We start from the raw sequence: 24,755 nt of genomic DNA, 5'->3' as shown, positions 1-24,755 counted from the left end.
CCCGGCGTGAACCGGGGTGCGCGGCCGCGAAGAATTAGCGGGGCTTGCGCCGCAGGATCGTGTCGCGCACCAGGATGACCACGATGAGCGCGGCGAAGCCGACCAGGTAGAGGTCTTCGATCTTGCCCTTGTGGTTGCCGATGACCATGGCCACCAGGACGAACGCGACGATCCAGCCCGCGATGCGGAAGGTGCGGCGCGACTCGCCGCTCCAACCCCACGCCGCGGAGGGGACCTCGGCGGTGTCGACGTGAGTGACGATGGCGCGCTCGTTCTTGGCGGGTTCGATTTCCGTGGCGGCCACGATCGCTCCTCAGGTGGTTCGGGTACCGAACATCCGGTACACACTCGGTGGGGCTACTGCTCGATATCGTGACATACGACGCCGCGTCGTTGGTAGTCGGGCCGCGTTCGACGCGGACGGTCGGAGGGCAGTCGCGGTAGGCCACAATGGTTTGGTGTCCGACATCGTGAGAGTCCTACTGCTCGGCAGCACCGGATCCATTGGTACCCAGGCGCTCGAGGTGATCGCCGCGAACCCCGACAAGTTCGAAGTGGTCGGGTTGGCCGCGCGTGGTGGCAATACCGAGCTGTTCGCCGCGCAGATGGCGGCCACCGGGACCCGCAATGTCGCCGTCGCCGATCCGGCCGCCGCCGCGGCGCTGGACATTCCGCTGGCAGGCCCGGCGGCCGTGACCGAACTGGTCCGCCGCACCGAGGCCGACGTGGTGCTCAACGCGTTGGTCGGCTCGCTCGGCCTGGAGCCGACCCTGGCCACCCTGGAGTCGGGCACGCGGCTCGCGCTGGCCAACAAGGAGTCGCTCGTCGCCGGCGGTTCGCTGGTGACCCGCGCCGCCGCGCCCGGCCAGATCGTGCCGGTCGACTCGGAACATTCGGCGCTGGCGCAGTGCCTGCGCGGCGGCCGCGCAGAGGAGGTCGACCGGCTGGTGCTGACCGCGTCGGGCGGTCCGTTCCGCGGCTGGACCGCCGAGATGCTCGAATCGGTGGGCCCTTCCGAGGCCAAGGCGCACCCGACCTGGTCGATGGGTCTGATGAACACGCTGAACTCGGCCTCGCTGGTGAACAAAGGCCTGGAGCTGATCGAGACGCACCTGCTGTTCGGGATTCCCTACGACCGCATCGATGTCACCGTGCACCCGCAGTCGATCGTGCACTCGATGGTCACCTTCACCGACGGGTCCACGCTGGCGCAGGCCAGCCCGCCGGACATGAAGCTGCCGATCGCGCTGGCGCTCGGCTGGCCGGACCGGGTGCCCGGCGCGGCGGCTCCCTGCGATTTCGGGACCGCGTCCACCTGGACCTTCGAGCCGGTCGACAACAAGGTGTTCCCCGCGGTCGACCTGGCCAGGCAGGCGGGCACCGCGGGCGGCAGCGTGACGGCGGTCTACAACGCCGCCAACGAGGTCGCGGTGCAGGCGTTCCTGGACGGTCTCATCGGCTTTCCGGCGATCGTGCGCACGGTGGCCAGCGCGGTAGAGGCGGCCGACCAGTGGCGGGCCGAGCCGCAGAGCCTGGCCGAGGTGCTCGCCGCCGACAGCTGGGCGCGCGACTACGCCCGGCGCGTCGTCGGAGCCTGATACACCGGTTCTCGGCGCGCGCGGCCGCGCGCTGGCAGACTGAGGCGTAAGGATCGGGGATGGACTTCGTCCGGCGGCATCCATGCGGCGTACCTGCACGTGCGTTGCGGCTGTGCGCGGGCTGGGTACGGAATCGGTCCGGCCGCGTCCATTAGTGTGGTCGGGGTGCTCGCGGCCGCGCCGACGCGTGCGCGGGATGTCGACGAGCTGCGCAACGCAGGAGGGCTGGAGAGCAAATGGTGTTCGCCATGGGGTTCGTGCTGTTCGCGCTCGGCATCCTCATCTCGGTCGCCCTGCACGAATGCGGACACATGTGGGCGGCCCAAGCCACCGGCATGAAGGTGCGCCGCTACTTCGTCGGTTTCGGGCCCACCCTCTGGTCCACCCACCGCGGCGAGACCGAATACGGCGTCAAGGCCATCCCGCTCGGCGGCTTCTGCGATATCGCGGGCATGACCGCCATGGACGAGGTGCGGCCGGAGGAACTGGACCGCGCCATGTACCGCCAGGCGACCTGGAAGCGGATGGTCGTGATGGCGGGCGGCATCGCCATGAACTTCGTGCTCGGCTTCCTGCTGATCGTGGTGCTGGCCGTCGGGTGGGGCCTGCCGCGGCTGGACGAGCCGACCCCCACCGTGGGAACCCTGAGCTGCGTCGCGGACGCGAACCCCGACGGGACGTTGCAGGCGTGCACCGGTCTCGGCCCCGCGCAGCAGGGCGGGCTCCAGCCCGGCGACACCATCACCGCCGTGAACGGCGTCGCGGTCGATACCTGGTCGGAGTTCACCGAGCAGACTCGCAAGCAGCAGGGCCCGATCACCTACACCGTCGACCGCGCCGGACAGCGGGTACAGGTGACGGTCGCGCCGCAGCAGGTGACGCGCTACGCGAAAGACGGCGCGAAGACCCAGGTCAGCGCGGTCGGCGTCACGCTCGACAACCCGCCGATCGAGCAGTACAACGTCGTCACGGCCGTCCCCGCCGCGGCGTCCTTCACCGGCGACCTGTTCGTGCGCACCTTCGAGTCGCTGGCGCAGATGCCCGCCAAGGTCGCGGCGCTGTGGGACGCGGTCACCGGCGGTGCGCGCGACCCGGAGACCCCGGTCAGCATCTACGGCGCGAGCCGCATCGGCGGCGAAAGCGCCCAGGCCGGCCTGTGGCAGGTGTTCGTGCTGATGCTGGCCAGCCTGAACTTCTTCCTCGGCGCGTTCAACATCCTGCCGCTGCTGCCGCTGGACGGCGGTCACATGGCGGTGGTGCTCTACGAGAAGCTCCGCGACACCGTCCGCGGCTGGCGCGGCCTCGCGCCCGCCGGTCCGGTCGACTACCTCAAGTTGTTGCCCGCGACCTACGTCGCCGTGGTACTCGGCGGCGCGTACATGGTGCTGACGCTGGCCGCCGATATCGTGAACCCGATCCGGCTGTTTCCCTGAGTTCTCCCTGGCGGGGTAACCTGTCGCGGGCAATCGCGGGACAACCCGTTGTCAGGCCGTGTCACGGGCGTCACAGGGTGGTGGTCCATCGAGCGCGGCTAAGCTCGGTAGGCGAACGGCCCGCAGCACACGGACGAAAGTAGGCAGCCGAAAGTGACCAGCACAATCGGACTGGGGATGCCGACCGCACCCGCGGCCGTTCTCGCGCCCCGCCGCAAGACCCGTCAGCTGATGGTGGGTGGTGTCGGTGTGGGTAGTGAGCACCCGATTTCGGTGCAGTCGATGACCACCACCAAGACCCACGATGTGAACGCGACCTTGCAGCAGATCGCGGAGTTGACCGCGTCGGGTTGTGACATCGTGCGGGTGGCCTGTCCGCGTCAGGAGGACGCGGACGCGTTGGCGACGATCGCGCGGAAGTCGCAGATCCCGGTGATCGCCGATATTCATTTCCAGCCGCGCTACATTTTCGCCGCGATCGACGCCGGGTGTGCGGCGGTGCGGGTGAATCCGGGCAACATCAAGGAGTTCGACGGCCGGGTCAAGGAGGTCGCCAAGGCCGCGGGTGCGGCCGGTGTCCCGATCCGGATCGGGGTGAACGCGGGTTCGTTGGACAAGCGGATGATGGAGAAATACGGCAAGGCCACTCCCGAGGCGTTGGTGGAGTCGGCGTTGTGGGAGGCGGGCCTGTTCGAGGAGCACGGTTTCGGGGATATCAAGATCTCGGTCAAGCACAACGATCCGGTGGTCATGGTGGAGGCCTACCGTCAGCTGGCCGCGCAGTGTGATTACCCGCTGCATTTGGGGGTGACCGAGGCCGGTCCGGCGTTCCAGGGCACGATCAAGTCCGCGGTCGCGTTCGGTGCGCTGCTCAGCGAGGGCATCGGTGACACGATCCGGGTGTCGTTGTCGGCGCCTCCGGCCGAGGAGGTGAAGGTCGGTGGTCAGATCCTGCAGTCGCTGAACCTGCGTCCGCGCAAGCTCGAGATCGTGTCGTGTCCGTCGTGTGGTCGTGCGCAGGTCGACGTGTACACCTTGGCCAACGAGGTCAGCGCGGGTCTGGAGGGCATGGAGGTGCCGTTGCGGGTCGCGGTGATGGGTTGTGTGGTGAACGGTCCGGGTGAGGCGCGGGAGGCGGATCTGGGGGTGGCGTCGGGTAATGGCAAGGGTCAGATCTTCGTCAAGGGTGAGGTGATCAAGACCGTGCCCGAGCATTTGATCGTGGAGACGTTGATCGAGGAGGCGATGCGGATCGCCGAGGAGATGGGCGAGCAGGAGGGCGCGGGGGAGCCGGTCGTCACCGTCAGCTGAGACCGGTCAGGACCAGCGGGTTTCGGCGACCCGTACCGCATCGGCCGAGTTCGTGGCAGGCTGTCGATTGTGCGGAGTCTGCTGGAGCCGACGCGACGGGCGAAGTTCGCCCCCGCGCGTCAGCTCGCCAACCGGGATCTGGCGCAGGTCCTGCGAGTGCTCGACAGCGATCCGGTCGCCTCGTGCATGATCGCGGCCCGATTGCAGGAATTCGGCCTGGACGCCAGAGGCGGGCACGGTGAGCTGTGGAGCCGCGGCGGGCCCGCCGAATCCCTCTGCTTCTCCGGAGCCAACCTGGTGCCGCTGCGGGGCGACCACGACGCGTTGCGCGCGTTCGCCGACCGCGCGACCCGCTGGCCGCGCGTGTGCTCCTCGGTCGTCGGCCGCCGAGAACTGGCCCTGCCGCTGTGGGAGATGCTCAGCGAACGCTGGGGACCGGAGCGAGAACTGCGCGGCACCCAGCCGCTGCTCGCGCTCGGCCAGCCCGCGCTGGCCACGGCCGACCCGCAGGTCCGCAGGGCGCGGCCCGAGGAGCTGGACCGCTACCTGAACGCGGCGATCGCGATGTTCATCGAGGAGGTCGGCGTCGACCCGAGGGCGGGCGACGGCGGCCGCGGCTACCGGCGCCGCATCCAGCACCTCATCGAATCCGGCCGGGCTTGGGCCCGTTTCGAGGACGGCGAGGTGGTCTTCAAGGCCGAGGTCGGGTCGCTGTCTCGGCGCACCGGCCAGATCCAAGGCGTGTGGGTGCATCCGGATCGGCGCGGCAAAGGCGTCGGTACGGCGGGCACGGCGGCGGTGGCCAACGCGGTGGTGGCCTCCGGACGGACCGCGAGCCTGTACGTGAACGACTTCAACACCGTGGCCCGCCGGGCCTACGGCCGGGTCGGATTCCGCCAGATCGCGACCTTCGCCACCGTCCTGCTGGACTGAGATCTCGGACCGATCGGCCGAGATCGCCCGCGTCACCGGACGCGGGTCCCATCTCCGTCGCCGAGATGCGGTGCGCCGCAGGCGTTTGCCCGATGTTGGCCATTACCATCGGCAGCAATGTCGACACGCATGCTGATTCCGCTGGCCGTCGCGGTGCTCGCCGCCGCGGCCGCGGGCTGCTCGCCCGGTCCGCGGGGCCCCGCGCCCGCGGCCGACGCCTTCGTCGCGGCCTTCGCCGACCACGATGTGACCGCAGCCGCCGAGCTCACCACGCAGCCCGAGAAGGCCACCGCCGCACTGACTTCCGCGTGGCAGAACCTACAGGCCGAACAGCTCACCACGCGGACGGGCGCGGCCAGGGTCACCGGCGACACCGCCACCGTCGACTACACCTACGAGTGGCGCCTGCCGAAGAACCGCACCTGGACCTACGCCGGCCAGCTACAGATGGGCCGCAGTGGCGGACGCTGGATGGTGCGGTGGACGTCATCGAATATCCACCCCGAGCTCGGCGACACCCAAACGCTGGAACTGCGCGCGAACCCGGCCCCACGCGCCAGGGTGAACGAGCAATCCGGCAGCGATGTGCTGGTGCCGGGCAAGGTGTCCCGCGTCGCCTTCACCGCCGCCGACGCCACCGACCCCGCCGCGGTGGCGGCCGCGCTGTCCAGGGCGCTGTCGCGTTTCGACGAGCGGCTCACCCCCGAAGCGATCCTGAAGGCGGCGAAGAACACCAAGGGCGCCCACACGGTGCTACTGCTCACCGAGATCGAATACAACCAGGTCGGCTCCGGACTGATCGGGCTGCCCGGAGTGACGCTCACTCAGGAATGGGACCTGGTCGCGGCCGACCGCCATTTCGCTCCCGACCTGATGACGCAGGTGCGCCAGACCGTGATCGCCGAGGTGGACGGCAAGTCGGGCTGGAGCGTGGTGACCATGAACGCCAACGGCGCCGACACCGCCGTGCTCACCGAGGTGCCCGCGCAACCGGCGCCGTCGTTCGCGCTGAGCATCGACCGCTACGTGCAGAACGCCGCCCAGAGCGCCGTCGATGTGCGCACCGAGCAGACCATGATGGTCGTGCTTCGCCCGTCCACCGGCGCGATCCTGGCGGTCGCGCAGAACGAGGCGGCGGACCGCGACGGACCGGTGGCCACCATCGGCCAGTATCCGCCCGGCTCGGTGTTCAAGACGGTGACGGCCGCGGCGGCCATGGCCGCCGGACTGGCCACGCCCGATACCGTGCTGCCCTGCCCGAGCAGCATCGTCATCGGCGAGCGCACCATTCCGAACTACAACCACTTCACGGTCGGCAGCGTGCCGATGGCCACCGCCTACGAACGGTCGTGCAACACCTCTTTCGCCAAGCTGGCCAGCGAGCTGCCCGCCGACGCGCTGCACGTCACCGCCGCGAAACTGGGTGTGGGCCAGAACTATTCGGTGGTCGGACTGCCCACGGCGTCCGGATCGGTCCCGTCCGCCGACCAGATGGTGCAGCGCACCGAGGACGGGATCGGGCAGGGCAAGGTGGTGGTCAGCCCCTTCGGCATGGCCGTGATGGCCGCGACCATCGCGTACGGCACGGCGCCCGTGCCGTACCTGATCGCCGGGCGGCCCACCGCCGTCGAAGGGGAGCGGCCCGCGATAGCGCCGGAGGTGATCGAGGGATTGCGCGTCATGATGCGCAAGGTGGTCACCGGCGGCACCGCGGAACGCATCGCCGATCAGGGCGACGTGTACGGCAAGACGGGCGAGGCCGAGGTCGACGGCGGCTCGCACTCGTGGTTCGTCGGGTACCGCGGCGACATCGCCTTCGCGACGCTGCTGGTCAAAGGCGGCAGCTCGGACAACGCGGTGGCGGTGACCCGCGACATGTTCGCCGCGCTGCCCGCGGGCTACTGAGCGAAGCGGTGTGGGCGTCGCCGCCTGAGCGGCGACGCCCGCGAAATCAGTACGAGTACAACACGGCCCACGTGTCCGGCCCGACCACGCCGTCGACCTTCAGGCCGTACGCGGCCTGGATGTCCAGCACCGCCGCCTGGGTGTCCGGCCCGAAGGCCCCGTCGATCGCCACCCCGTAACCGTGCAACTGCAGCAGGCACTGCGCTTGACGGACGGCGTCGCCGCGGCTTCCGCTGCTGATGGTCGGGAACGAGTCGGTGTAGCCGCAGCCCTTGCCGCGCTGGGCGGGGTCGGCGTCGGTCGGGGCCGGGGCGGCCCACGCGGGCGCGGTCGCGGTCAGCAGACCGGCGGCGAGGGCGGTGGCGGCGATCAGCGTGCGAAAAGACATGGGAATCCTCCATTGTCGAGTGCTACGGTCCGGGAGCGATGCTCCCAATGAGCAAGCTAGGAGCCGTGCCTTCGGTGATTCTCGAGACTTTCTGCAATCGCCTGGTCAGGCCGGTGCCGCGGGTTCCTCGCTCGCTCCGTACCGCAGCCGGGTCGATCCCACCCGGATGACATCGCCGTCCGCGAGCGGAGTATCGGCACGGATCGGCACCTCGTTCACGTACACCCCGTTGGCCGAATCCCGGTCCCTGATGAAGATCCCGTCGTCGCGATGCAGGATGCGCGCGTGCTTGCGGCTGACCCGCGCGTCGTCGAGCACGATGTCGTTGTCGGACTCGCGGCCGATGCGCAGACCCGAGGGCGGCACCGGAATCCGGTCGCCGTCGCCGACGCACAGCCAGGCCCGGCGCCGGATGCGCGGCACGTCGCGGGTGGTGGCGCCCCGGGCGGAGGGCGACTCCGGCGGCAGCCGATGGTTGCGTATCGCTTCCTCCAGCTCCACGGTCTCCGGCTGCGGATCGGCGCCCAGTTCCTCCACCAGGTCGTGCCGCAGCTGCCGGAAGGCGGTCAGCGCGTCGGCCTGCCGTCCTGACACGTACAGCGCCCTGGCCAGCAGTCGCCACACGCGTTCGTCCACGGTGCGTTCGGCGGTCAACGCGGTCAGCTCACCGATCACCGCGCTCGCGCGCCCGTCGGCGATATCGGCGGCGATCCGGTCGGCGAGCACGTCGAGTCTGCGCTCGGTCATGTCGGTGGCGAAGTTGGCGGCGAAGCCGAGTTCGTGCAGGCCCGTCACCGGTGTGCCGCCCCACTCGGTCAGCGCATCCGCGAAACATGCTGCGGCCGTGCGCGAGTCGCCGTTGCGCAGGGCAGCGGCGCCACGGGTGCGCGCCGCCTCGAAACGGCCGACGTCGCACTCGTCGTCGGTGATGTCGAGCAGGTAGCCCGCGTCGACGGTGCGCAGGACGTCGCGATCGGGAATTCCGGCCCCGCGCAGGACGGTACGCAGATTCGACACGTACGCGTAGAGGCCGTCCATGGCGCGCGGTGGCGGGTCGTCGCCCCAGATCGCGTGGAGCAGTGCGGTCTTAGGGACGCCCTGACGGCGGTTGACCACCAGAATCGCCAGCAGCGCACGGGGTTTCGCGCCGGACAGCGCGATGGGCAGTCCGTCGACCAGCAGCCGCACCGGGCCGAGTATCCGCACGTCGAGCGAGGGCCGATCGGGACCAGCCGTGGCCACTGCACATGCCTCCCAACTACACTGCGCGCCAAGTCGTCTCGCGAAGCGAAGGCGACGGTGAGTGGATTCAGCATACGCATTGCCCGCGGTCGGCGGCGGAGCCCTTCGGGCCGAAACCGCCGCGCGGGGCGCGGGGCCGCGAGGCGGTTCACGCAGGTGGAGTGCCGATCTCACGGATGCGGTGGCACAGGGAGGTGCGCGGAGGGTGGTCGCTGCGGAGTTGGTCGCCGGTTCGGTGTTCGCGGGTCATCAGATCGAACGACGGCTCGGTTCCGGCGGGATGGGCACGGTGTATCTCGCCAAGCACCCGACACTGCCGATGCGGGTGGCGCTGAAAGTGGTCGGCGCGGGTCGCGACGATCCCGAGTACACCGCGTTGTTCCGTCGCGAGGCACAGCTGGCGGCCGGACTGGACCATCCGAACATCGTGGACGTCAAGGACTTCGGCGAGGAAGACGGCGCGCTGTGGATGTCCATGCGGTACGTGCCGGGCGGTGACGCGGCGGCGCTGGTCGGTGCGGGCCGGTCGGGCGTCGAGGTCGGCCGCGCGGTGCACATCGTGACCGAGGCGGCCAAAGCGCTCGACTACGCGCACGAAAACCATGTCGTGCACCGGGATGTGAAGCCCGCCAACATCTTCGTCGCGCCCGGCGACGCGGGCGCGGACCGGGTGCTGGTCGGTGATTTCGGCATCGCGCGCCGGACGGATCCCGCCGCCACCCAGATCGATACGAGCGTCAGGACGTTCACCGCGCCCTACGCGCCACCGGAACAGCGCAGCGGCGGACACGTCGACCGGCGCGCGGATGTCTACGCGCTGGGCGTCACCTGCTACGAACTGCTGACCGGCCGATTGCCCGACGCGGTGCTCGCCGACCGGGACCAACTGCCAGCGGGCATCGGTGCGGTGCTGGCCAAAGCCATGGCGGGGGAGCCGGAAGAGCGCTACGGGACGTGCGGCGAGCTGGCGGCGGCGCTGACCGAGGCGGTGCGAGCGGAGGCGGTGCCGGCCAACCCGAAGCGTCGATTCGGCACGCGCGGTCGGGTGGCGGCCGGTGCGGTTCTCGCCGTGGTGGTCGCGGGCGCGGCCGTGCTGTGGTCGCTGCGGGCCGATGCCGGTTCGCGAGCGTCGACCGAGCCTACGGGCGCGCCGGGTGTCTCGCCGCGTTGCTACTTCACCACCGAGGTACCCACCGGTGACGGATACCACATCGTGCTCCCCACCACGAACGATGGCGGACGCCGCTGCATCCTGTCCTACGTCGACTCCCATCCGGGCGGCCCCGGCGCGCCGCGGGCCGCGCCGATCGAGGGTGTCCGCGCACTCCAGGACGCGCTGCGCCGGTGCTACCAGCGGGAGCTGGCCGACGGTGACGGCGATTACAGCACCGCGACCGGCCTGGCCGTGCTCTACGTCCAGGATCTGCACGGTCTGGATCGAGACGGCGTGTTCGGGCCGCAGACCTCGGGCGCGATGCGCTGGCCGCGCTATCGCGACGCGAGCGGCGAGTTCGAGTCCTGTGTGGCGATCGGGCCGCCCTGAGTCCGCATGGTCAGGGCCTGCGGAGTCAGGCTCGGTGCAGGGTGGCGGCGAGGTGGTGGGTCATCGGTTCGCCGACCGCGGCCATCCGCAGCGTGTAGTCGATGGTGTCGCCGGTGAGCCGGAACGACCGGTTGAGCGCGGTCACCATCTTCGCCGTGCTGCTGCGCCCGATGCTGGTGGAGTCGAACTCCATGTGCAGTTCGCCGTCGGTGATGGTGAGCCCGCCCTCGCAGATCTCGGTGATGCCCGTCGGGTGGGCGAGGATCAGCTCGACGTGATCGGGCCGCGGGCAGCGCAGGTAGCCGGTCTCGGCGTGCATCGACCTGCTGCCGTCGGCCGCGCGGGTGCGCTGGCGGTAGGTGAGGAACGGGCGGCCCAGGTGACCGAACCGGATCTCCTCCAGGTAGTCGAACGATTCGATGGTCGGGTATTCACCGTGCCCGCCGCCGCGCCACGTGCCGAGCAACGAGGCGAGGGGTGCGATATCCGGGTGGGGAGCGACGGAGGGTTGGGGTGCGACCACGGCGGACAGCCTAGACCGGTGCCAGGCGTCGTGCTCCCCGAGTCCCGAAATTGCACCGGTGAGGGGTGGTGCGCGCCGCCGCGAGACCGCCGCCGAGCGGCGCGCCGGGCCGGTCCTCGGTCCGTAATCTCGGACCACGTGACAGACGCGAACCAACGTCCTCTCCCCGGACGCCGCCCGCGGCTGGTGGTCGTCAGCGGCCCGCCGGGTTCGGGGAAGACGACCCTGGCCCACGAGCTCGGCCGGGCCGTCGGGTGGCCGGTCATCAGCCGCGACGAGATCAAGCAGGGCATGGCGCACGCCGATCCCGCGTTCCGGCCCGCGCCGGAGGACGAACTCGCGCTGCGGACCCTCGGCACCTTCTTCGAGGTGCTCACCGTCCTGACGCGAGCGGGCGTCGACACCGTGGCCGAGGCGGCCTTCCAGGACCGGCTCTGGCGGCCGGGGCTGGCGCCGCTGACCGCGCTGGCCGACCTCCGGTTTCTGCACTGTGTCGTCGACCGGGATGTCGCGGTCGCTCGTATCGGTCACCGCAGGCGCGCGGAGCCGCTACGGCGCGTCCATTCCGCGCCGGGCGAACCGGATCGGGCGGCGCTCGGCGCGCGGCACGATGCCTTCCAGCGGGTGCGGCTGGACGGGCCCGCTCTCGAGGTGGACACCGCGGGGGAGTACCGGCCGGGACTGGACGTGATCGCCGCCTTCGCCACGGGTGTGTCGTCGATCGATCTTGGTTGAAGCGCCGCGGAATTCGGCCGCGGGTGATACATCTCTGGTGTACATGGCATGCGCGGGCGCGGTGGGCGGTCGGATTGTCCGGTTCCCGCCGCGGCGCGGCTCCGAGGATCACGTGGTTCGGGGAGGCGGTGCGATGTCCGAGACGACCGACAACTGGATGGTGCCCGGCAAGGAGCAGCTGGTCGCGGCCTGCCGGGGATTGCCACACGACGACCACCCGATGCTGGAGGCGGCAGGCGAGCTGGCGCAGCTGCACGTGTTGCGCGAGCGCACACCGCGCTACGAGATGGCGAAGCTGGACCGGCGGCGCGTCCAGCTGGTCCGGTCCATCGACCGGTGGATGACGCTGGCGACGCCGGTGCCCGGCAGCGGCGCGCACGCGCACAACGAGACCGTCGGTGGCATGGTGGACCGGTTGGCGCAGCTCGTCGCGCAGGCCTGCGTCCCGCTGTCGGCCGCACCGGACCCGGTGTTCTACGACGCGTGGCTCCAAGTGGTCGAACTCGCCGACCGCTATCAGGACCTGGTCGACGCGCTACAGACCGAGAGCGCGCGGTGACCGACCGTGTCCAGCGCCAGCGTTCGAAGATCCTGGCCGCGCCCGAAATCCCCTGCGCCCGCGCGTGATATACCCCAGCGCCCGTCAGAGGACTCAGCGCGCACGCCCGAAGAGCCGCAATCCGCGCCCGCGCTCGAAGACCTAGCGCCCGCGCCTGACGACTCAGCGCCCGCGCCTGACGACTCAGCGCCCGCGCCCGAATTCTCAGCGCCCGCGCCCGAAGAGCCGGAACCCGCGCCCGCGCGCTCGCGGCAGCGTCGCGTACACCATGGTCATATCGGCGAACACCTCCGCCTCCTGCTCGCGCTCCGCGCCGAACTCGTTGCGTCCCAGCACATGCTGCGCCGCCAGTGAGGGCAGCAGCGCGGCCAGCTTCGGCGACAGCGGCGCGGCGGGCTCGGAGTCGTCCCTGCCGTGCCCGAGCAGCATGTGCCCGATCTCGTGCAGGATGATGTGGTCGGCGTTGCGCTCGGTGGCCTCGGCGTCGTACACGATGATGTCGTCGAACTTGCGCGCCACCCATAGACCCTTGCCGCGACAACCGTTTTCGGCCAGGATCTCGGCGGGCACCGGCTGCAGCGAGATAGAGCGCCCGCGGTGCGCCGCCACCTCGGCCAGGTAGGCGTTGACGTTCCACGGACTGGGCAGCGGCACCGTCCGGGTAGCGTCGCCGAGACGGGCTTCCATGCTGGTCATCGGCGCTCACTCTACCGACACCGCCGCCCGGCGTCATCCCGGTGATCGGTCACACCGGGCAGGTGATCGGCTGCGGCCGACCGTATTCCGCGTGCTGCCTCGGCCCGCTCACCTGCGCGAACGTCGGTGTTTCCGGTCCGGGATCACGGCTCGGGCGTCGGTGTCGCGGGTGTCGCGGGCTCGGTGCGCTGGCGCCGGATCACCAGCTGGTTCACCAGCCAGAGCCCGACACCGATGGCCAGCAGCACGCCGGCGATCACGTACTGCTCGGGATTGCGATCGGTGAAGGGCGTCACCAGGAAGCCGCAAGACAGCGCGCCGACCACGGGCAGCGCGGTCGGCGTGCGGAAATGCTTGTGCGCGACCGGATCCCGCCGCAGCACGAGCACCGCCACGTTGACCACCGTGAACACCGCGAGCAGCAGCAGCGCGGTGGTGCCGCCGAGTTCGGGCACCTCGCCGACGAAGGCGATCAGACCGAGGGCGAGCAGCGTGGTGAAGGCGATCGCGATCTGCGGCGTGCGCCGCCGGGCGTGCACCTGCCCGAAGGCGTGCGGCACGACGCCCTGCCGCGCCATGCCGTAGAGAAGCCTGCTCGCCATCAGCATGTTGATCAGCGCCGAATTGGCGACGGCGAACATGGTGATGAACGCGAAGATGTGCGTCGGGAATCCGGGCGCGCCGACTTCGACCACCTTCAGCAGCGGGGTGTCGCCTTCGCCGAGTTGTTCGGCGGGCACAAGGGCGACCGAGGTGATCGAGACGAGCACGTAGATCGTTCCGGTGACGAGCAATCCGGTGAGCAGCACCTTGGGGAAGATCCGGGTCGGTTCCTTGCACTCCTCGGCCATGTTCACCGAGTCCTCGAAACCCACCATGGCGTAGAAGGCCAGCGTGGTCGCCACGATCACGCCGCCGAGCGCGCTGCGCTCGCCGGTCTGGAATTCGGTGATGCGGCCGAAATCGCCGTTGCCGAAGCCGAGCGCCCACAGCCCGATCGCGATGACGATCAGCAGGCCGGTCAGCTCCACGCAGGTGAGCAGCACGTTCAGCTTGACGCCCTCGCTGACGCCGCGCAGGTTGATCGCCGCGACGACGGCCATGAACGCCAGCGCGACGGCGGTGATCGCGATTCCGGTGCCGACCTCGAATTCGAAGGCCTCGGCGAAGTTCGCCGCGAACGCGCGGGAGGCGGTGGCGGCCGACGTGATGCCGGAGCTGAGCACCGCGAAGGCGATCATGAAGGTGAGAAAGTGGATGCCGAACGCCTTGTGCGTGTAGAGGGCGGCGCCCGCGGCGTGCGGATATTTGGTGACCAGCTCGAGGTAACTCAGCCCGGTGACCAGGGCGACGAGGAACGCGACGACGAACGGCGCCCACACCGCGCCGCCGACCTCGGCGGCCACCCGGCCGGTGAGTGCGTAGATGCCGGTGCCGAGGATATCGCCGACGACGAACAACAGCAGCAGGCCAGGTCCCATCACCCGATGCAGACTGGGTTCGGGCGTGGCGGGCGATTCAGCGGTCACATCGGCCATCGGAGACTCCTGTGCGCGGTTGCGGATGGGACCTTGGAGTACCCATTCTTCCGGCGAGCCAGTCGCCGGAACACCCCGGAACGCTAGCTCATTCCTGCGGCGATCTTCTCGATCAACGCGACCGAATCACGCGGGCTCAGCGCCATCGCCCTGAGCTGGTCGAAGATCACGCCGAAGCGGCGGACCTCGTTGTGGCCCTCCACCAGTGTGTCGCCCGCGATGCCCTCCACGTACACCAGTTCGGGGTCGTTGGGGTCCTCGAAGTCGAGCAGCGTGAACGATCCCGCCATGCCGGGGTGCGCGCCCGCGTCGAACGGAAGGATCTGCAAGATCACGTTTTTCCGCTTGCTCTCCTGGAGCAGCTTCTGGAGCTGGCCGCACATGGTCTCCGGTCCGCCGACCACCCGGCGGATCGCCGCTTCGTCCAGCACCACCCATAGCTCGAGCGGTTTCTCCTTGGTGAGCACCACCGCTCGGTTCAGCCGGGCGTGGACGCGGCTCTCCATGATCGCGGTCTCGACCTTCGGCATGGACGTGTCGATCACCGCGAGCGCGTACTGCGGCGTCTGCAAAAGGCCGGGGATGAAAGAAGTCTGATAGTGCCGGGCCGAGAGCGCCTCGGACTCGAAGTTGATGTAGGCCGCGTACACCTCGGTGAGATTGGCTTCCCACGGCCGGGACATGCCGGGCTTCTGCGCGTCCGACAGCAGATCCAGTGCGTACCTGCGCCGATCGGGTTCCACATCGTAGAGGTCGAGCAGCGTGTTCAGAGTGCGGCGCTGTGGACGCGCCTGGGCCTGTTCGATCCGGTACAGGGTCGTCACGTTGATCCCGGTCCGCCCGCTGACTTCCTCTTTGCTGAGCCCGACCGTGTCGCGCATCTCGGTCAGCAACGCCGCGAGGCGGCGCAGACCGGCCGTGAGAACCGTGCGCTTGCCCGCCATCTCAAATCCTTTCGTGTGACAGCGCGAGCCTACCGCCGTGTTCCGCACGGATTCGGGGGATTCCGGCCCACAGAGACTTGGGGGTTGCATGCCATCGGACCTTCGCCTTCAATGTAAGTAAGTGGTTACTTGCAGAGCGGTGGAACCGGAGGCCGGATGAGCAGGACGTCGCGGGAGCGGATCATCGACGAGGCCCTCCGGCTGTTCGGCGAACAGGGTTTCGCGCGGACCTCGGTGGCCCAGATCGAGCAGGCCGCAGGGCTTTCCGGCGGATCGGGGGCGCTGTACCGGCACTTCCGATCCAAGGACGAACTGCTGGTCGAGGCGGTGCGCACCCGACTGACCGAGCGCGCGGAATGGGAGACCTTCCTCGATCCGGACTTCTCGTTCGTCGCGCTGCTCGACGGGGCGACGCCGGGAGGTACGGTCGTCGACCGGCTGCTCGCGCTGTGCCGCGTCGGTCTGGAGCGGCTGGACCACGATCGCGACGTGACCCGGATCCTGTTGCGCGACAACTCGATCGATTCCGGCGTGCTGGAGGTCTTCCAGCGCGAGGAATACGGCGTCGTGATGTCGGTGGTGACGCGGGCGCTGTCCCAGCTGGCCGGACCAGGACACGGCGAGCAGGACTGGGCGGCCACGGCCGCCGTGCTGGTCGGCGCCCTCGCGCATTTCTGGCTGATCCGCGACATCTTCGACGGCGACCACCCGGCGTCCGTCGAGGAAGACCGCTATCTGCGTGCCACTGCGGAGCTGGTCGCCGCCCGGCTTGACTGGGCGGGCCACCGAGGAGAGGAAGCACCGTGAACACACACATCACCGTCATCGGCGGCGGATTGGCCGGTCTCACCGCGGCCATCGCGTGCGCCGAGGCAGGCGTCCCGGTCCGGCTGTACGAGGCGCACCGGACGCTGGGCGGCCGCGCGCGAGCTACAGCCGCGCCGCACGTCGCGCACGAGGGAGCGCACGTGTTCTACGCCGACGGACCGCACTACACCTGGTTGAAGAAGCGCGGTTTCGTGGCCGACCTCGGCTGGCCCTCGATGTCGGACGCGGCGAAATTCGGCTTCCGCATCGACGGCGTGCTCCGGCGGCGGCCGCCCGTCCGGATGCTGCGGGCCCAGGCGCGGCTCGGGCTCACCGCGCCGGTCGACGTCGACTTCCGGACGTGGGCGTCGGGCCGATGGGGCGAGGCGGCGGCGGACCGCATGGCGAACGCGATCAGCGTGGTCACCTACGACGCCGACACCGGCAGGCTCTCGGCGGCGTTCGTGTGGGAGCTGTTCCAGCGAGTGTTCAGCGCGCCCATCCCCGCCGTGCGGTGGGTGCGCGGGGGGTGGCAGCGCGTGATCGATCGGATGGCCGCCCGTGCGACCGAGCTCGGCGTCGTCGTCGAAACCGGTTCGCGCGTGGACGGATTGCCCGCAGGCGGCCCGGTGATCGTCGCCACCGACGTGCACGCGGCGCGCGGCCTGCTCGGCGACGACAGCCTGACCTGGGCCGGCGGCTACTGCGTACTGCTCGACCTCGCCGTCACCGCGGATCGCCGCGACCGCTCGATCGTGTTCGACCTCGACGAGGGCGGCTTCCACGAGAGCTACACCATGCAGGACGACACGGTTGCCCCGCAGGGGGAGTCGCTGTTCCAGCTCCAGATGCCGGTGCGCGACGGCGAATCCCCGCGCGGAGCGCATCAGCGCCTGGCGGACTTCGCCGATCTGTGCGTGCCAGGGTGGCGCGACCGCGTCACCTTCCAGCGCACCGCCACCGCCAAGAACCGCACGGGCGCACTGGATCTGCCCGGCTACACCTGGCGCGACCGGCCCGCCGTCGATCGGGGCGACGGCGTCTACCTCGTGGGCGACATGGTGGCCGCGCCGGGAATGCGCGGCGAGATCTCGATCAACAGCGCCCTGCACGCCGCGCGCGAGGCGACGGCCGCGCTGCGTTCGGGCGCGTCCACTGTGGTCCGGCCGTGATCGCTCAGGTCCCTGGCGAATCCAGCTCGCCGAGCTTGTGCGCGATGCCCGCGCGACCGGTCAGATCCAGTTTGCGCAGGATGCGGCTCAGATGGTCCTCGACGGTGCGTGGGCTGAGGTAGAGCCGGTGGGCGATCTCCTTGTTCGGATGGCCGCGCGCGGCGAGTTCGGCGATCTCGCGCTCACGCGGCGTCAGCGTCGCCGACCCGCCGGGCGCCCGGCCACCGGCCAGCCGTCGCTGGAGCGAGGTCGCCGCGGCCGCAGGCTGGGTCGCGCCCGCGGCCACGAACGTCTCGCGCGCACCGGCCAGGCGCCGGGTGGCCAGCGTGAAATCGCCACGCCGCCCGGCGATCTGCGCGGCGAGCAGCATCGCCCGCGCGTGATCGACCGGCATGTCGGCCAGGTCGAACCGCGCGGCGGAGGCGGTCGTCGCGGCCTCGGCGGAGTCGAGATCATCGGTCGCGCAGCAGTATTCGGCGCGAGCCAGGGACGCGGCGGCCAGTTGGCTCGGTAGTCCGAGGTGCGCGGCGGCTATCTCGGCTCGGCCGACGAGCTGGAGTGCCGTGTCGCGATCACCGTGGGCAAGAGCGAGATCCGCGTACCGCGCCAGCTGGGTCGGCTGCATCGGCCCCGGCCGGTCGCCGACGGGCGCTTCGACGCCGGGATCGAGCACACCGAGGCGCACCCCGACCTCGTGCACCGTCGACTCCACCACCTGCCGCCACCAGCGCATCACCGGTCGCGGCAAGCCCGAGATCGCCTCCCACTGCCGGAGCACGTCCTCGCGCGGCGCGGTCAGTTGCAGTGCGCGGAGAGCGAGCGCACCCGCGAACGGGACGAGATCGGCATAGCCGAACCGGCGGGCCAGGTCGTCGGCGTCCTCGGCGGCGGCCAGCGCCTCGCCGACGCGGCCCAGCTTCAGCAGGCAATACGCGCGCACCGTGTGCAGTTCGGCCAGCGCGTAGCTGCGCCCGAAGCGGCGGCTGACCAGCACCGCACGGTCCAGGTGCGCCAAACCTCGTGCCTGCGTGTCGAGGAAGTACGCCGACCAGCCCAGCGCGGGCAGCACGTGCACCACCTCTCGCAGCCCGCCGTCGTCGAGCCGCTCGAATTCCCGGTCGGCCTGCTCGAATCCCGCACGGGCCGCCTCGATGCGCAGTTCGGCCACCGCGCCGAGGCAGCGCAGCGCCGTCGCGGCCGCGCGCACCGCGGGATCGGCGACGGCCTCGGAGGCGAACAGCGCGTCCAGCCGGGCCTGGCTTTCGGCGTCTTGATGATCCTGCATCTCGAGGATGGCCAGCTCGAGCTGGACGGGTCCGTCGCCGGGCAGCAGCGGCAGCTCGGCGGCCGTGGCCAGCAGCGCCCGCGCCAGGTCGACCCGGCTGAGCATGCGTTCGCAGCGCGCCGAAAGCAACAGCGCTTCCAGCCGATTCGGTCCCGGACTCGCGATCAGGGGTTCGAGCGCTTCGCGCGCCTGAGCGCCCGCTCCCGACAGCAGTAGCGCACGCCCGAGCAACAGCCGGTCCTCGGGCGGTTCGGGCTGCCCGCCGGGAGCTGCCCGCATGGCCGCGGCGATCCACCGCGCACTGGTGGCGGGCGCACTCGGCAGCACCTCCGTCGCCGCGCCTTTCAGCTCCGCCGCGGCGACCGGGTCGGTGCCGAGGAGGCCGAGTTCGAGGTGGCGGGCCAGCGCGGGCAGGGCGGCGCCGCGATGCCGGAGCAGCACGGCGGCCCTGCGGTGCGCGGCCGTGCGCCAGCCCGCGCCCGCCAGCCGATGCGCGGCGGTGCGAATCAGCGGGTGGCCGAACGTCACCGATGATCCTGCGACGTGCACCAGGCCGCGTCGGCTCAACTCGTCCAGCGCGGCGGCGACTTCGTCGATCGGCAATTCGGCTGTGGCACAAAGTAGTTCGAGATCGGCGTGGGCTCCGCACAGGGCCGCGGCCTGTGCGACGAGCCGTTCCCGGCGCGGCAGTTGCGCCAGCTCGGCGCGCAGCGTGCGATCCAGGCCCGGGTAGTCGCCCTCGGCCGGGTCCTCGCCGTCGATCGCCCGCTGCACCTCTCGATCCGGGAGGTCGGCGAGCAGCAGCAGATAGAGCGGGTTGCCGCGGGACGCGGCGAGCAGCCGATCGCGGCGCGCGGCCGTCGCCTCCGGCAGCAGGGCGGCGACGTCGTCTTCCGAGAACGGCGGCACCCGCACCGACCGCGTCGCGGCGTGGGTCGCGGTCAGCACCCGGGTGAGGGCGGCCGGGCACTGTCCGGAGCGATAGGAGAGCAGCAGCCGGAAAGACGGCGCGGGGCGATTGCGGACGAGATAGGCCAGCGCGCGCACGGATTCGGCGTCGGCCCAGTGGGCGTCGTCGACGACGAGCAGCGTGCCGGTCGCGGCGAGATGCTTGCGCAGGGCGCGGCCGACCGGGGTGAGGTCGCCATCGGAAGGCACGTCCGACACGTCCGCCCCGGCGTCGGTGAGGCGTTCCAGCACATCGTGAATCACGTGCAGCGGCTGCGACTGCTCGTCCTCGGTGGCCGTGACCGCGAGCACCCGCAGTCCCCGGCGGGCGGCGGCCGGTGCGAGCGCGGCGAGCAACCGGGATTTGCCGATGCCCGCCTGCCCGTCGACCAGCAGCACCCACGGGCCATCGGGCGATTCCAGGGCGTCATCGAGCGTGGCGAGCTGAGCGCGGCGTCCCACGAAAGCGCGCTCGACCATGACCCTCCGCCGACTTCCGGCAAACCTGCCGCGAAACAATCCGGGCCGAGCTTAACGGGTGCTGGAACGTCACGGGGCATTCCCGTGATTTCCCGGATGCTGTCCGCACGATTGTGCGATTGGGTGTTCGAGGCCGATCGCGACCCTCCGGGGGATGCGCCGAAGGGCACGGCGACGGCCGGAGTTTTCGACGCCACGAGGGGTACTCCGGTCGGCCGCCTTCGCATCGACGAGAAAGTGACACGAATGAAATTCGTTGGTTCTGGCATTCTCACGCGGCTTCCGCTGGCGCTCGCCACGGTCGCCGCGTTGGGCGCGCTCGGCTGTTCGGCGGTCGAGAAGGGCGCCCAGGTGGTCCAGGATGCCGGGAAGTCCGACACCGCCCGCGCGAACGTGGGCGACTGCATCAACGTCATCGAGGGATCGATGATCGACTCCAAGACCGAGCCGGTGGACTGCTCGTCGGACAAGGCCGTCTACAAGGTCGTGCAGGTCTTCGACAACAAGACCGAATGCCACGAGGACTACACCTCCTACGAGGAGACCCTCAACGGCGGCACCACCGCGTTCCTGTGCCTGGCCCCGAACTTCAAGCAGGGCCTCTGCTACAACGAGAGCATGCTCACCGGCTACAAGTTCGTGGCCTGCACCGCCTCGGAAGCCAGCTTCAAGGTCGTGCAGCGTATCGACGGCCAGGCCGACGAGCAGCTGTGCGGCGAGGACGCCGACAAGTTCCTCACCTTGGCCGAGCCCAAGACCACCTTCTGCCTGGGCAGCCCCAAGAGCTGACACGCGCGACGCAAGGACCGGCCGCACCGCTTTCGGTGCGGCCGGTCGTCGTTCGTCAGCGGAAGGTGCGCCGGTAGGCGTCGGGGCTGATGCCCGTCGTGCGTTTGAAGCGGTCGCGGAAGGCGGTGGGGGAGCCGAAACCGACTTGGGCGCCGATGCGCTCGACGGTGTGGTCGGTGGTCTCCAGCAGGTGCTGGGCGCGGTGCACGCGGGCGCGGTGCAGCCATTGCAGCGGGGTGGTTCCGGTCTGCTCGCGGAACTGCCGCAGCAGGGTGCGCGTGCTGGTGCCCGCCGCGGCGGCGATCTCGGCGAGGATCAGATTGCGGGAGAGGTTGTCCTGCAACCACATCAGCAGCGGCTCCAGCGTGGAGCCGCGCGGCGTCGGCGGCAACGACTGAATGATGAACTGGGCCTGCCCGCCTTCGCGCTCCAGCGGCATGACCGACAGCCGGGCGGCGTCGGCGGCCACGGCCGACCCGTAGTCGCGGCGGATCAGGTGCAGGCACAGATCCAGACCCGCGGCCGCGCCCGCGGAGGTGAGGATCTGGCCGTTGTCGACGTAGAGAACGCCGGGATCGACGGCGATGTCGGGGTGTGCGCTCGCGAGCGCGTCGGCGGCGGCCCAATGCGTAGTGGCGCGCAGACCGCTCAGCAATCCGGTGGCGGCCAGCGGGAAGGTGCCTGTGCAAATGGATGCGATCCTGGTGCCCGCCGCGGCCGCTCGCCGCAGGGCATCGGCGATCGCGGGCGAGGGCGCGGCGGTCGGGTCGGCGACGCCGGGCACGATCACGGTGTCGGCTCCGGACAATCCGTCCAGGCCCCACGGCGCGTGCAATCTGAACGCGCCCGCGTCGACCTCCGGCCGCTCGGCGCAGACACGGACCTGGTAGGCGGAGCGTCCGTCCGGCAGGCGGGTCCTGGTGAAGACCTCGATCGGGGTGGACAGATCGAAGGGGATCACCCGATCCAGGGCCAGTACGGCGACCACGTGCATGGCCCTAACTTACCCAGGCAACGGATTCCCGCCATCCACACATCGGGTCTGGTCGCATCGATGGTGGCTTGGTTGCACTAGCTGTTCGGTGTTGGCGGTTTTCCGTTGCTGTATGGCATAAATGCCACTGGGCGACCCGAAACCGTCTCGATAACTTCGGTGGCGATCCGCAGCGGATCTCGTTCCGATCCCCGCCCCAGGAGTTGTCCCGCCATGAACTATGTCGCGCCGCTGCTCGTCGGCATCGTCTACATCACGCTGATGTCCTTGATTCGCGAACCGCATCGCCGCCAGTTCAACGCGATCATGGTCGCGGGCGCCGGCGCCGCCTACCTCAGCGGCGGCGGCCTCGGCCCAGCGGAATTCGCGTTCACCGCGGTCGTCACCTACTGCGCCTATCGAGGCCTGCGGTCGTGGACCTTCATCGGCATCGCTTGGCTGCTGCACACGGCCTGGGATCTCCTGCACCACATCGAAGGCAACCCGATCGTGCCCTTCCTGCATGACTCGTCGCTCGGCTGCGCGATCTGCGACCCGGTCATCGCCGTGTGGTGCCTGCGCGGCGGACCCGACGTGATCGCCTGGGCTCGCGGTCGCGTGCGCGCGGTCGTATCGCGGGAGCCCGTGCACCAGTCGTAATGCGTCTGCGCGCCGCGACCCGCGGCTCCGTCCGCACCGGCACCGTAACCCTGTTTCACGAGGATATGGCCGGGTAATCGGCCAGCGAACGGAGGCGAAGCGACGCTGCCTCAGCGGACCGGCGCCCTCCGCGATGAGTCGAGGCCGAGAAAGGGAGCCGACGATGAGTAGCAAGGGACGACCGGACGTCCCGCACATTCCCGATATCCTGCGGCGGGACGGGGACAAGGTGAAGCGGCGGCTCGGCGAGACGGTCGGGGGACTGACCGACAAGTTCGATGTCCCGACCGGCGCCGAGGACAAGATGCATCGGGCCGCCGACGCGGCGCGGCACCGTACCGCGGACGCCAAGCATTACGCGCGCGACACCGCGGAACAGGCACGCGTGCAAATCGAGCACCTGGTCGACCGCGCCACCGCGGGCGCGCCCCCGGTGGCGGGCGTCGGCAAGCAGGTGCTCGGCGCGGCGCGCGGGCGGTCGCTGCCCATCACGGCGGCCGTGGTGGGTGCGCTGCTGGTCTGGTGGATCATGCGGCGCAGGCGGGCGTGACGACGAGGGACGAGCACTCGGCCCGATCGTCGGCGGGCGTCGCGCGTTCGAGACTTTCCGATACGCGGGCGCCCGCCGCGTCATGGACGCCCGTCGGGGCGTGCCGGGTCGATCAGCACGCCGGGGTTGAGGATGCCCGCCGGATCCAGCGTCGACTTCGCCGCGCGCAACGCGGCGGCGAACGGGTCCGGCCGCTGGCGGTCGTACCACGGCCGGTGGTCGCGGCCGACCGCGTGATGGTGCGTGATGGTCGCGCCGTTGGTCGCCAGCGCCTCCGAGACCGCTGCTTTGATCTCGTCCCACTGCTCCACGGTGCGGCCCCACCGCCCGGCGGCGTAGATGCCGAAATACGGTGCGGGACCGTCGGGATAGACGTGGGTGAACCGGCAGCTGACCACGCCGGTCACGCCGAGCGCGTCGAAGGCTGAGGTCGCCGCGTCCAGTACCGCGGCGCGCAGCGCGTCGAAACGGTCCCAGGTGCAGGCGGTTTCGAAGGTCTCCACGATCATCGACTGCGCCGCGAGCGCGTCGCGCTGGTAGGGCATGCGCAGGAACGAGGACCGCCAGGTGTCCGCCGCGCCCGCGCTCGCCTTCTCCTCGGCCGCGTCGGTGGTGCGCACGCCGTCGGGGAATCGGCCGCCGTGGTCGCGGCAGATCTGCATCGCCCGCTGCATCGGCTCGGCCACCGGATGGTCCGCCGACTCGAACCCGAGTACCAGCACGCCGCCCGCGGAAGCGGTTCCGGCGTTGAGGAACGCCTCCACCGGATCCAGCAACCGGCAGTTGGCCGGAAACAGCCCGGACTGGGCGATGGTCCTGGTCGCGGCGACAGCCTGCGCGTAGTCGTCGAAGACGGCCGAGGCGCCCGCCCGCCAGCGCGGCCGGTCCTGCAACCGCATCCACGCCTCGGTGATCACGCCGAGAATGCCCTCGGAGCCGAGGAACATCCGGTCCGGCGCAGGTCCCGCACCCGAACCCGGCAGCCTGCGCGATTCGCTCACGCCGATCGGGGTGACCACCCGCATCGACTCGACCATGTCGTCGATATGGGTGTAGACCGTCGCGTAGTGCCCGCCCGCGCGGGTGGCCAGCCAGCCGCCGAGACTGGAGAACTCGAAGGATTGCGGGAAGTGGCGCAGCGTCAGATCGTGATGGCGCAGTTCGTCTTCCAGCGCCGGGCCGAGAATGCCCGCCTGGATCCGCGCCGCGCGGCTGGTGCGATCGATCTCCAGAACTCGGTTCAAGCCGCCGAGATCCACGGCGATCGTCGCGGGATAGTCCGCGGCGCAGCGCGGTTCGACACCGCCGACCACCGAGGTGCCGCCGCCGTACGGAATCGCCGCGACCCCGGCATCGGCGCACCAGTCCAGAATGTCGATCACGTCCCGCTCGCTGCGCGGGCGCACGACCCGATCGACCACATTGTCGACGCGGCCGAGCAGATTCCGCACCACGTCGCGGAAAGCCTGCCCGCGCGAGTGCGCGACGCGATCGACGAGATCCTCGGACGCCAACGGGGCCAACGCATCCGGCACCCGCACCCGGGGCGCGGGCAACGCCAGCGACGACAGTTCGGGCGCCTCGTGCACGGTGAGATCAGCGCCGGGCAGCATCGCCGCCACCCGGCGCGTCAACGCCGCCCGCTCCTCTCCGGTCACGGCGTCCGCCACGTTCCCCCAGCCCCACCACGACCGCGTCGCCATCCGCATCCTCTCCACGGTTCGAATTGACTCGATAGTAAAT

The 24,755-nt window shown here is 70.3% G+C and carries 23 protein-coding genes; 13 read left to right on the top strand and 10 right to left on the bottom strand.

Features of this window, described 5'->3' with window-relative positions:
* Positions 1 to 34 precede the first annotated feature (34 nt).
* Positions 35 to 304 carry a DUF2631 domain-containing protein gene (locus tag AC3ERS_RS19490; protein WP_431969455.1) on the bottom strand — a complete coding sequence of 90 codons (270 nt, stop codon included), beginning with the start codon at positions 302 to 304 and terminating at the stop codon, positions 35 to 37.
* A 154-nt stretch (positions 305 to 458) separates the two neighbouring features.
* Here AC3ERS_RS19490 and dxr point away from each other — a divergent pair, with 154 nt between their 5' ends.
* The 5 genes from dxr to AC3ERS_RS19465 all read left to right on the top strand — a co-directional run bounded on the left by dxr (position 459) and on the right by AC3ERS_RS19465 (position 7,180).
* Positions 459 to 1,598 carry a 1-deoxy-D-xylulose-5-phosphate reductoisomerase gene (gene dxr / locus AC3ERS_RS19485; protein ID WP_431969454.1) on the top strand — a complete coding sequence of 380 codons (1,140 nt, stop codon included), beginning with the start codon at positions 459 to 461 and terminating at the stop codon, positions 1,596 to 1,598.
* 236 nt (positions 1,599 to 1,834) lie between these two features.
* On the top strand, positions 1,835 to 3,031 hold the full coding sequence (locus AC3ERS_RS19480) for a M50 family metallopeptidase (protein ID WP_431969453.1): 1,197 nt from the start codon (positions 1,835 to 1,837) through the stop codon (positions 3,029 to 3,031).
* A gap of 153 nt (positions 3,032 to 3,184) precedes the next feature.
* Positions 3,185 to 4,342 carry a flavodoxin-dependent (E)-4-hydroxy-3-methylbut-2-enyl-diphosphate synthase gene (ispG, locus tag AC3ERS_RS19475; RefSeq protein WP_431969452.1) on the top strand — a complete coding sequence of 386 codons (1,158 nt, stop codon included), beginning with the start codon at positions 3,185 to 3,187 and terminating at the stop codon, positions 4,340 to 4,342.
* A 69-nt stretch (positions 4,343 to 4,411) separates the two neighbouring features.
* On the top strand, positions 4,412 to 5,275 hold the full coding sequence (locus AC3ERS_RS19470; protein WP_431969451.1) for a GNAT family N-acetyltransferase: 864 nt from the start codon (positions 4,412 to 4,414) through the stop codon (positions 5,273 to 5,275).
* Positions 5,276 to 5,392: 117 nt separating this feature from the next.
* On the top strand, positions 5,393 to 7,180 hold the full coding sequence (locus AC3ERS_RS19465) for a penicillin-binding transpeptidase domain-containing protein (RefSeq protein ID WP_431969450.1): 1,788 nt from the start codon (positions 5,393 to 5,395) through the stop codon (positions 7,178 to 7,180).
* Positions 7,181 to 7,226: 46 nt separating this feature from the next.
* Here the strand turns inward: AC3ERS_RS19465 and AC3ERS_RS19460 are convergent, their stop codons facing one another.
* Together AC3ERS_RS19460 and AC3ERS_RS19455 are read right to left on the bottom strand one after the other, a co-directional pair.
* Positions 7,227 to 7,568 (bottom strand): peptidoglycan-binding domain-containing protein, encoded by a 342-nt coding sequence (locus AC3ERS_RS19460; RefSeq protein ID WP_431969449.1) that lies wholly within the window; start codon positions 7,566 to 7,568, stop codon positions 7,227 to 7,229.
* Between the two features lie 105 nt (positions 7,569 to 7,673).
* Positions 7,674 to 8,810 (bottom strand): BTAD domain-containing putative transcriptional regulator, encoded by a 1,137-nt coding sequence (locus AC3ERS_RS19455; protein ID WP_431969448.1) that lies wholly within the window; start codon positions 8,808 to 8,810, stop codon positions 7,674 to 7,676.
* Between the two features lie 205 nt (positions 8,811 to 9,015).
* Between AC3ERS_RS19455 and AC3ERS_RS19450 the strand changes: the two genes are divergently transcribed.
* Positions 9,016 to 10,353, top strand: coding sequence for a serine/threonine-protein kinase (locus tag AC3ERS_RS19450; RefSeq protein ID WP_431969446.1), 1,338 nt, complete (start codon positions 9,016 to 9,018; stop codon positions 10,351 to 10,353).
* 25 nt (positions 10,354 to 10,378) lie between these two features.
* Here AC3ERS_RS19450 and AC3ERS_RS19445 read toward each other — a convergent pair whose 3' ends face one another.
* A complete protein-coding gene (locus AC3ERS_RS19445) occupies positions 10,379 to 10,876 on the bottom strand; it encodes a peroxynitrite isomerase (RefSeq protein ID WP_431969444.1) in 498 nt (165 codons plus the stop codon).
* Positions 10,877 to 11,014: 138 nt separating this feature from the next.
* Between AC3ERS_RS19445 and AC3ERS_RS19440 the strand changes: the two genes are divergently transcribed.
* Both AC3ERS_RS19440 and AC3ERS_RS19435 read left to right on the top strand, forming a co-directional pair.
* The gene (locus tag AC3ERS_RS19440) at positions 11,015 to 11,611 is read left to right on the top strand and encodes a P-loop nucleotide/nucleoside kinase family protein (protein WP_431969442.1); all 597 of its coding nucleotides are present in this window, start codon (positions 11,015 to 11,017) and stop codon (positions 11,609 to 11,611) included.
* Between the two features lie 133 nt (positions 11,612 to 11,744).
* On the top strand, positions 11,745 to 12,170 hold the full coding sequence (locus tag AC3ERS_RS19435) for a DUF4254 domain-containing protein (RefSeq protein WP_431969440.1): 426 nt from the start codon (positions 11,745 to 11,747) through the stop codon (positions 12,168 to 12,170).
* A 204-nt stretch (positions 12,171 to 12,374) separates the two neighbouring features.
* Here the strand turns inward: AC3ERS_RS19435 and AC3ERS_RS19430 are convergent, their stop codons facing one another.
* From AC3ERS_RS19430 to AC3ERS_RS19420, 3 genes are all read right to left on the bottom strand, one after another.
* Positions 12,375 to 12,866 carry a hypothetical protein gene (locus AC3ERS_RS19430; RefSeq protein ID WP_431969438.1) on the bottom strand — a complete coding sequence of 164 codons (492 nt, stop codon included), beginning with the start codon at positions 12,864 to 12,866 and terminating at the stop codon, positions 12,375 to 12,377.
* A gap of 143 nt (positions 12,867 to 13,009) precedes the next feature.
* Entirely contained in the window at positions 13,010 to 14,404 is a 1,395-nt protein-coding gene (locus tag AC3ERS_RS19425) for an APC family permease (RefSeq protein WP_431969436.1), read from the bottom strand.
* A gap of 83 nt (positions 14,405 to 14,487) precedes the next feature.
* Positions 14,488 to 15,348, bottom strand: a complete 861-nt coding sequence (locus AC3ERS_RS19420; RefSeq protein WP_431969434.1) for a helix-turn-helix domain-containing protein — start codon at positions 15,346 to 15,348, stop codon at positions 14,488 to 14,490.
* 156 nt (positions 15,349 to 15,504) lie between these two features.
* On the opposite strand from AC3ERS_RS19420, the gene AC3ERS_RS19415 reads away from it, so the two are divergent.
* Positions 15,505 to 16,155, top strand: coding sequence for a TetR/AcrR family transcriptional regulator (locus AC3ERS_RS19415; RefSeq protein WP_431969432.1), 651 nt, complete (start codon positions 15,505 to 15,507; stop codon positions 16,153 to 16,155).
* Positions 16,152 to 17,327 (top strand): NAD(P)-binding protein, encoded by a 1,176-nt coding sequence (locus AC3ERS_RS19410; protein ID WP_431969430.1) that lies wholly within the window; start codon positions 16,152 to 16,154, stop codon positions 17,325 to 17,327. The genes AC3ERS_RS19415 and AC3ERS_RS19410 overlap by 4 nt, the downstream gene beginning before the upstream one ends.
* Positions 17,328 to 17,331: 4 nt before the next feature.
* On the opposite strand, the gene AC3ERS_RS19405 is transcribed toward AC3ERS_RS19410, so the two are convergent.
* Complete coding sequence (locus tag AC3ERS_RS19405; protein ID WP_431969428.1) at positions 17,332 to 20,040, bottom strand: AAA family ATPase; 2,709 nt, start codon at positions 20,038 to 20,040, stop codon at positions 17,332 to 17,334.
* A 246-nt stretch (positions 20,041 to 20,286) separates the two neighbouring features.
* Between AC3ERS_RS19405 and AC3ERS_RS19400 the strand changes: the two genes are divergently transcribed.
* The gene (locus AC3ERS_RS19400; protein ID WP_431969426.1) at positions 20,287 to 20,829 is read left to right on the top strand and encodes an LppU/SCO3897 family protein; all 543 of its coding nucleotides are present in this window, start codon (positions 20,287 to 20,289) and stop codon (positions 20,827 to 20,829) included.
* A 55-nt stretch (positions 20,830 to 20,884) separates the two neighbouring features.
* Here the strand turns inward: AC3ERS_RS19400 and AC3ERS_RS19395 are convergent, their stop codons facing one another.
* Entirely contained in the window at positions 20,885 to 21,823 is a 939-nt protein-coding gene (locus tag AC3ERS_RS19395) for a GlxA family transcriptional regulator (protein WP_431969424.1), read from the bottom strand.
* A 213-nt stretch (positions 21,824 to 22,036) separates the two neighbouring features.
* Here AC3ERS_RS19395 and AC3ERS_RS19390 point away from each other — a divergent pair, with 213 nt between their 5' ends.
* The gene (locus AC3ERS_RS19390) at positions 22,037 to 22,462 is read left to right on the top strand and encodes a DUF6010 family protein (RefSeq protein WP_431969422.1); all 426 of its coding nucleotides are present in this window, start codon (positions 22,037 to 22,039) and stop codon (positions 22,460 to 22,462) included.
* Between the two features lie 163 nt (positions 22,463 to 22,625).
* Positions 22,626 to 23,012, top strand: a complete 387-nt coding sequence (locus AC3ERS_RS19385) for a hypothetical protein (protein ID WP_431969420.1) — start codon at positions 22,626 to 22,628, stop codon at positions 23,010 to 23,012.
* Positions 23,013 to 23,092: 80 nt separating this feature from the next.
* Here the strand turns inward: AC3ERS_RS19385 and AC3ERS_RS19380 are convergent, their stop codons facing one another.
* Entirely contained in the window at positions 23,093 to 24,721 is a 1,629-nt protein-coding gene (locus tag AC3ERS_RS19380) for an FAD-binding oxidoreductase (RefSeq protein WP_431969418.1), read from the bottom strand.
* Positions 24,722 to 24,755 lie beyond the last annotated feature (34 nt).

It is taken from the genome of Nocardia sp. bgisy134, assembly GCF_057708325.1.
This window is presented reverse-complemented; position numbering and strand designations above follow the sequence as displayed.

Coding starts and splice junctions, on each gene's coding strand:
- AC3ERS_RS19480 (WP_431969453.1), top strand. CDS start 1,835: ATGGTGTTCGCCATGGGGTTCGTGCTGTTCGCGCTCGGCATCCTCATC.
- AC3ERS_RS19400 (WP_431969426.1), top strand. CDS start 20,287: ATGAAATTCGTTGGTTCTGGCATTCTCACGCGGCTTCCGCTGGCGCTC.
- AC3ERS_RS19405 (WP_431969428.1), bottom strand. CDS start 20,040: ATGGTCGAGCGCGCTTTCGTGGGACGCCGCGCTCAGCTCGCCACGCTC.
- AC3ERS_RS19430 (WP_431969438.1), bottom strand. CDS start 12,866: ATGACCAGCATGGAAGCCCGTCTCGGCGACGCTACCCGGACGGTGCCG.
- AC3ERS_RS19380 (WP_431969418.1), bottom strand. CDS start 24,721: ATGCGGATGGCGACGCGGTCGTGGTGGGGCTGGGGGAACGTGGCGGAC.
- AC3ERS_RS19465 (WP_431969450.1), top strand. CDS start 5,393: ATGTCGACACGCATGCTGATTCCGCTGGCCGTCGCGGTGCTCGCCGCC.
- AC3ERS_RS19415 (WP_431969432.1), top strand. CDS start 15,505: ATGAGCAGGACGTCGCGGGAGCGGATCATCGACGAGGCCCTCCGGCTG.
- AC3ERS_RS19435 (WP_431969440.1), top strand. CDS start 11,745: ATGTCCGAGACGACCGACAACTGGATGGTGCCCGGCAAGGAGCAGCTG.
- AC3ERS_RS19385 (WP_431969420.1), top strand. CDS start 22,626: ATGAGTAGCAAGGGACGACCGGACGTCCCGCACATTCCCGATATCCTG.
- AC3ERS_RS19460 (WP_431969449.1), bottom strand. CDS start 7,568: ATGTCTTTTCGCACGCTGATCGCCGCCACCGCCCTCGCCGCCGGTCTG.
- AC3ERS_RS19390 (WP_431969422.1), top strand. CDS start 22,037: ATGAACTATGTCGCGCCGCTGCTCGTCGGCATCGTCTACATCACGCTG.
- AC3ERS_RS19420 (WP_431969434.1), bottom strand. CDS start 15,348: ATGGCGGGCAAGCGCACGGTTCTCACGGCCGGTCTGCGCCGCCTCGCG.
- AC3ERS_RS19395 (WP_431969424.1), bottom strand. CDS start 21,823: ATGCACGTGGTCGCCGTACTGGCCCTGGATCGGGTGATCCCCTTCGAT.
- AC3ERS_RS19425 (WP_431969436.1), bottom strand. CDS start 14,404: ATGGCCGATGTGACCGCTGAATCGCCCGCCACGCCCGAACCCAGTCTG.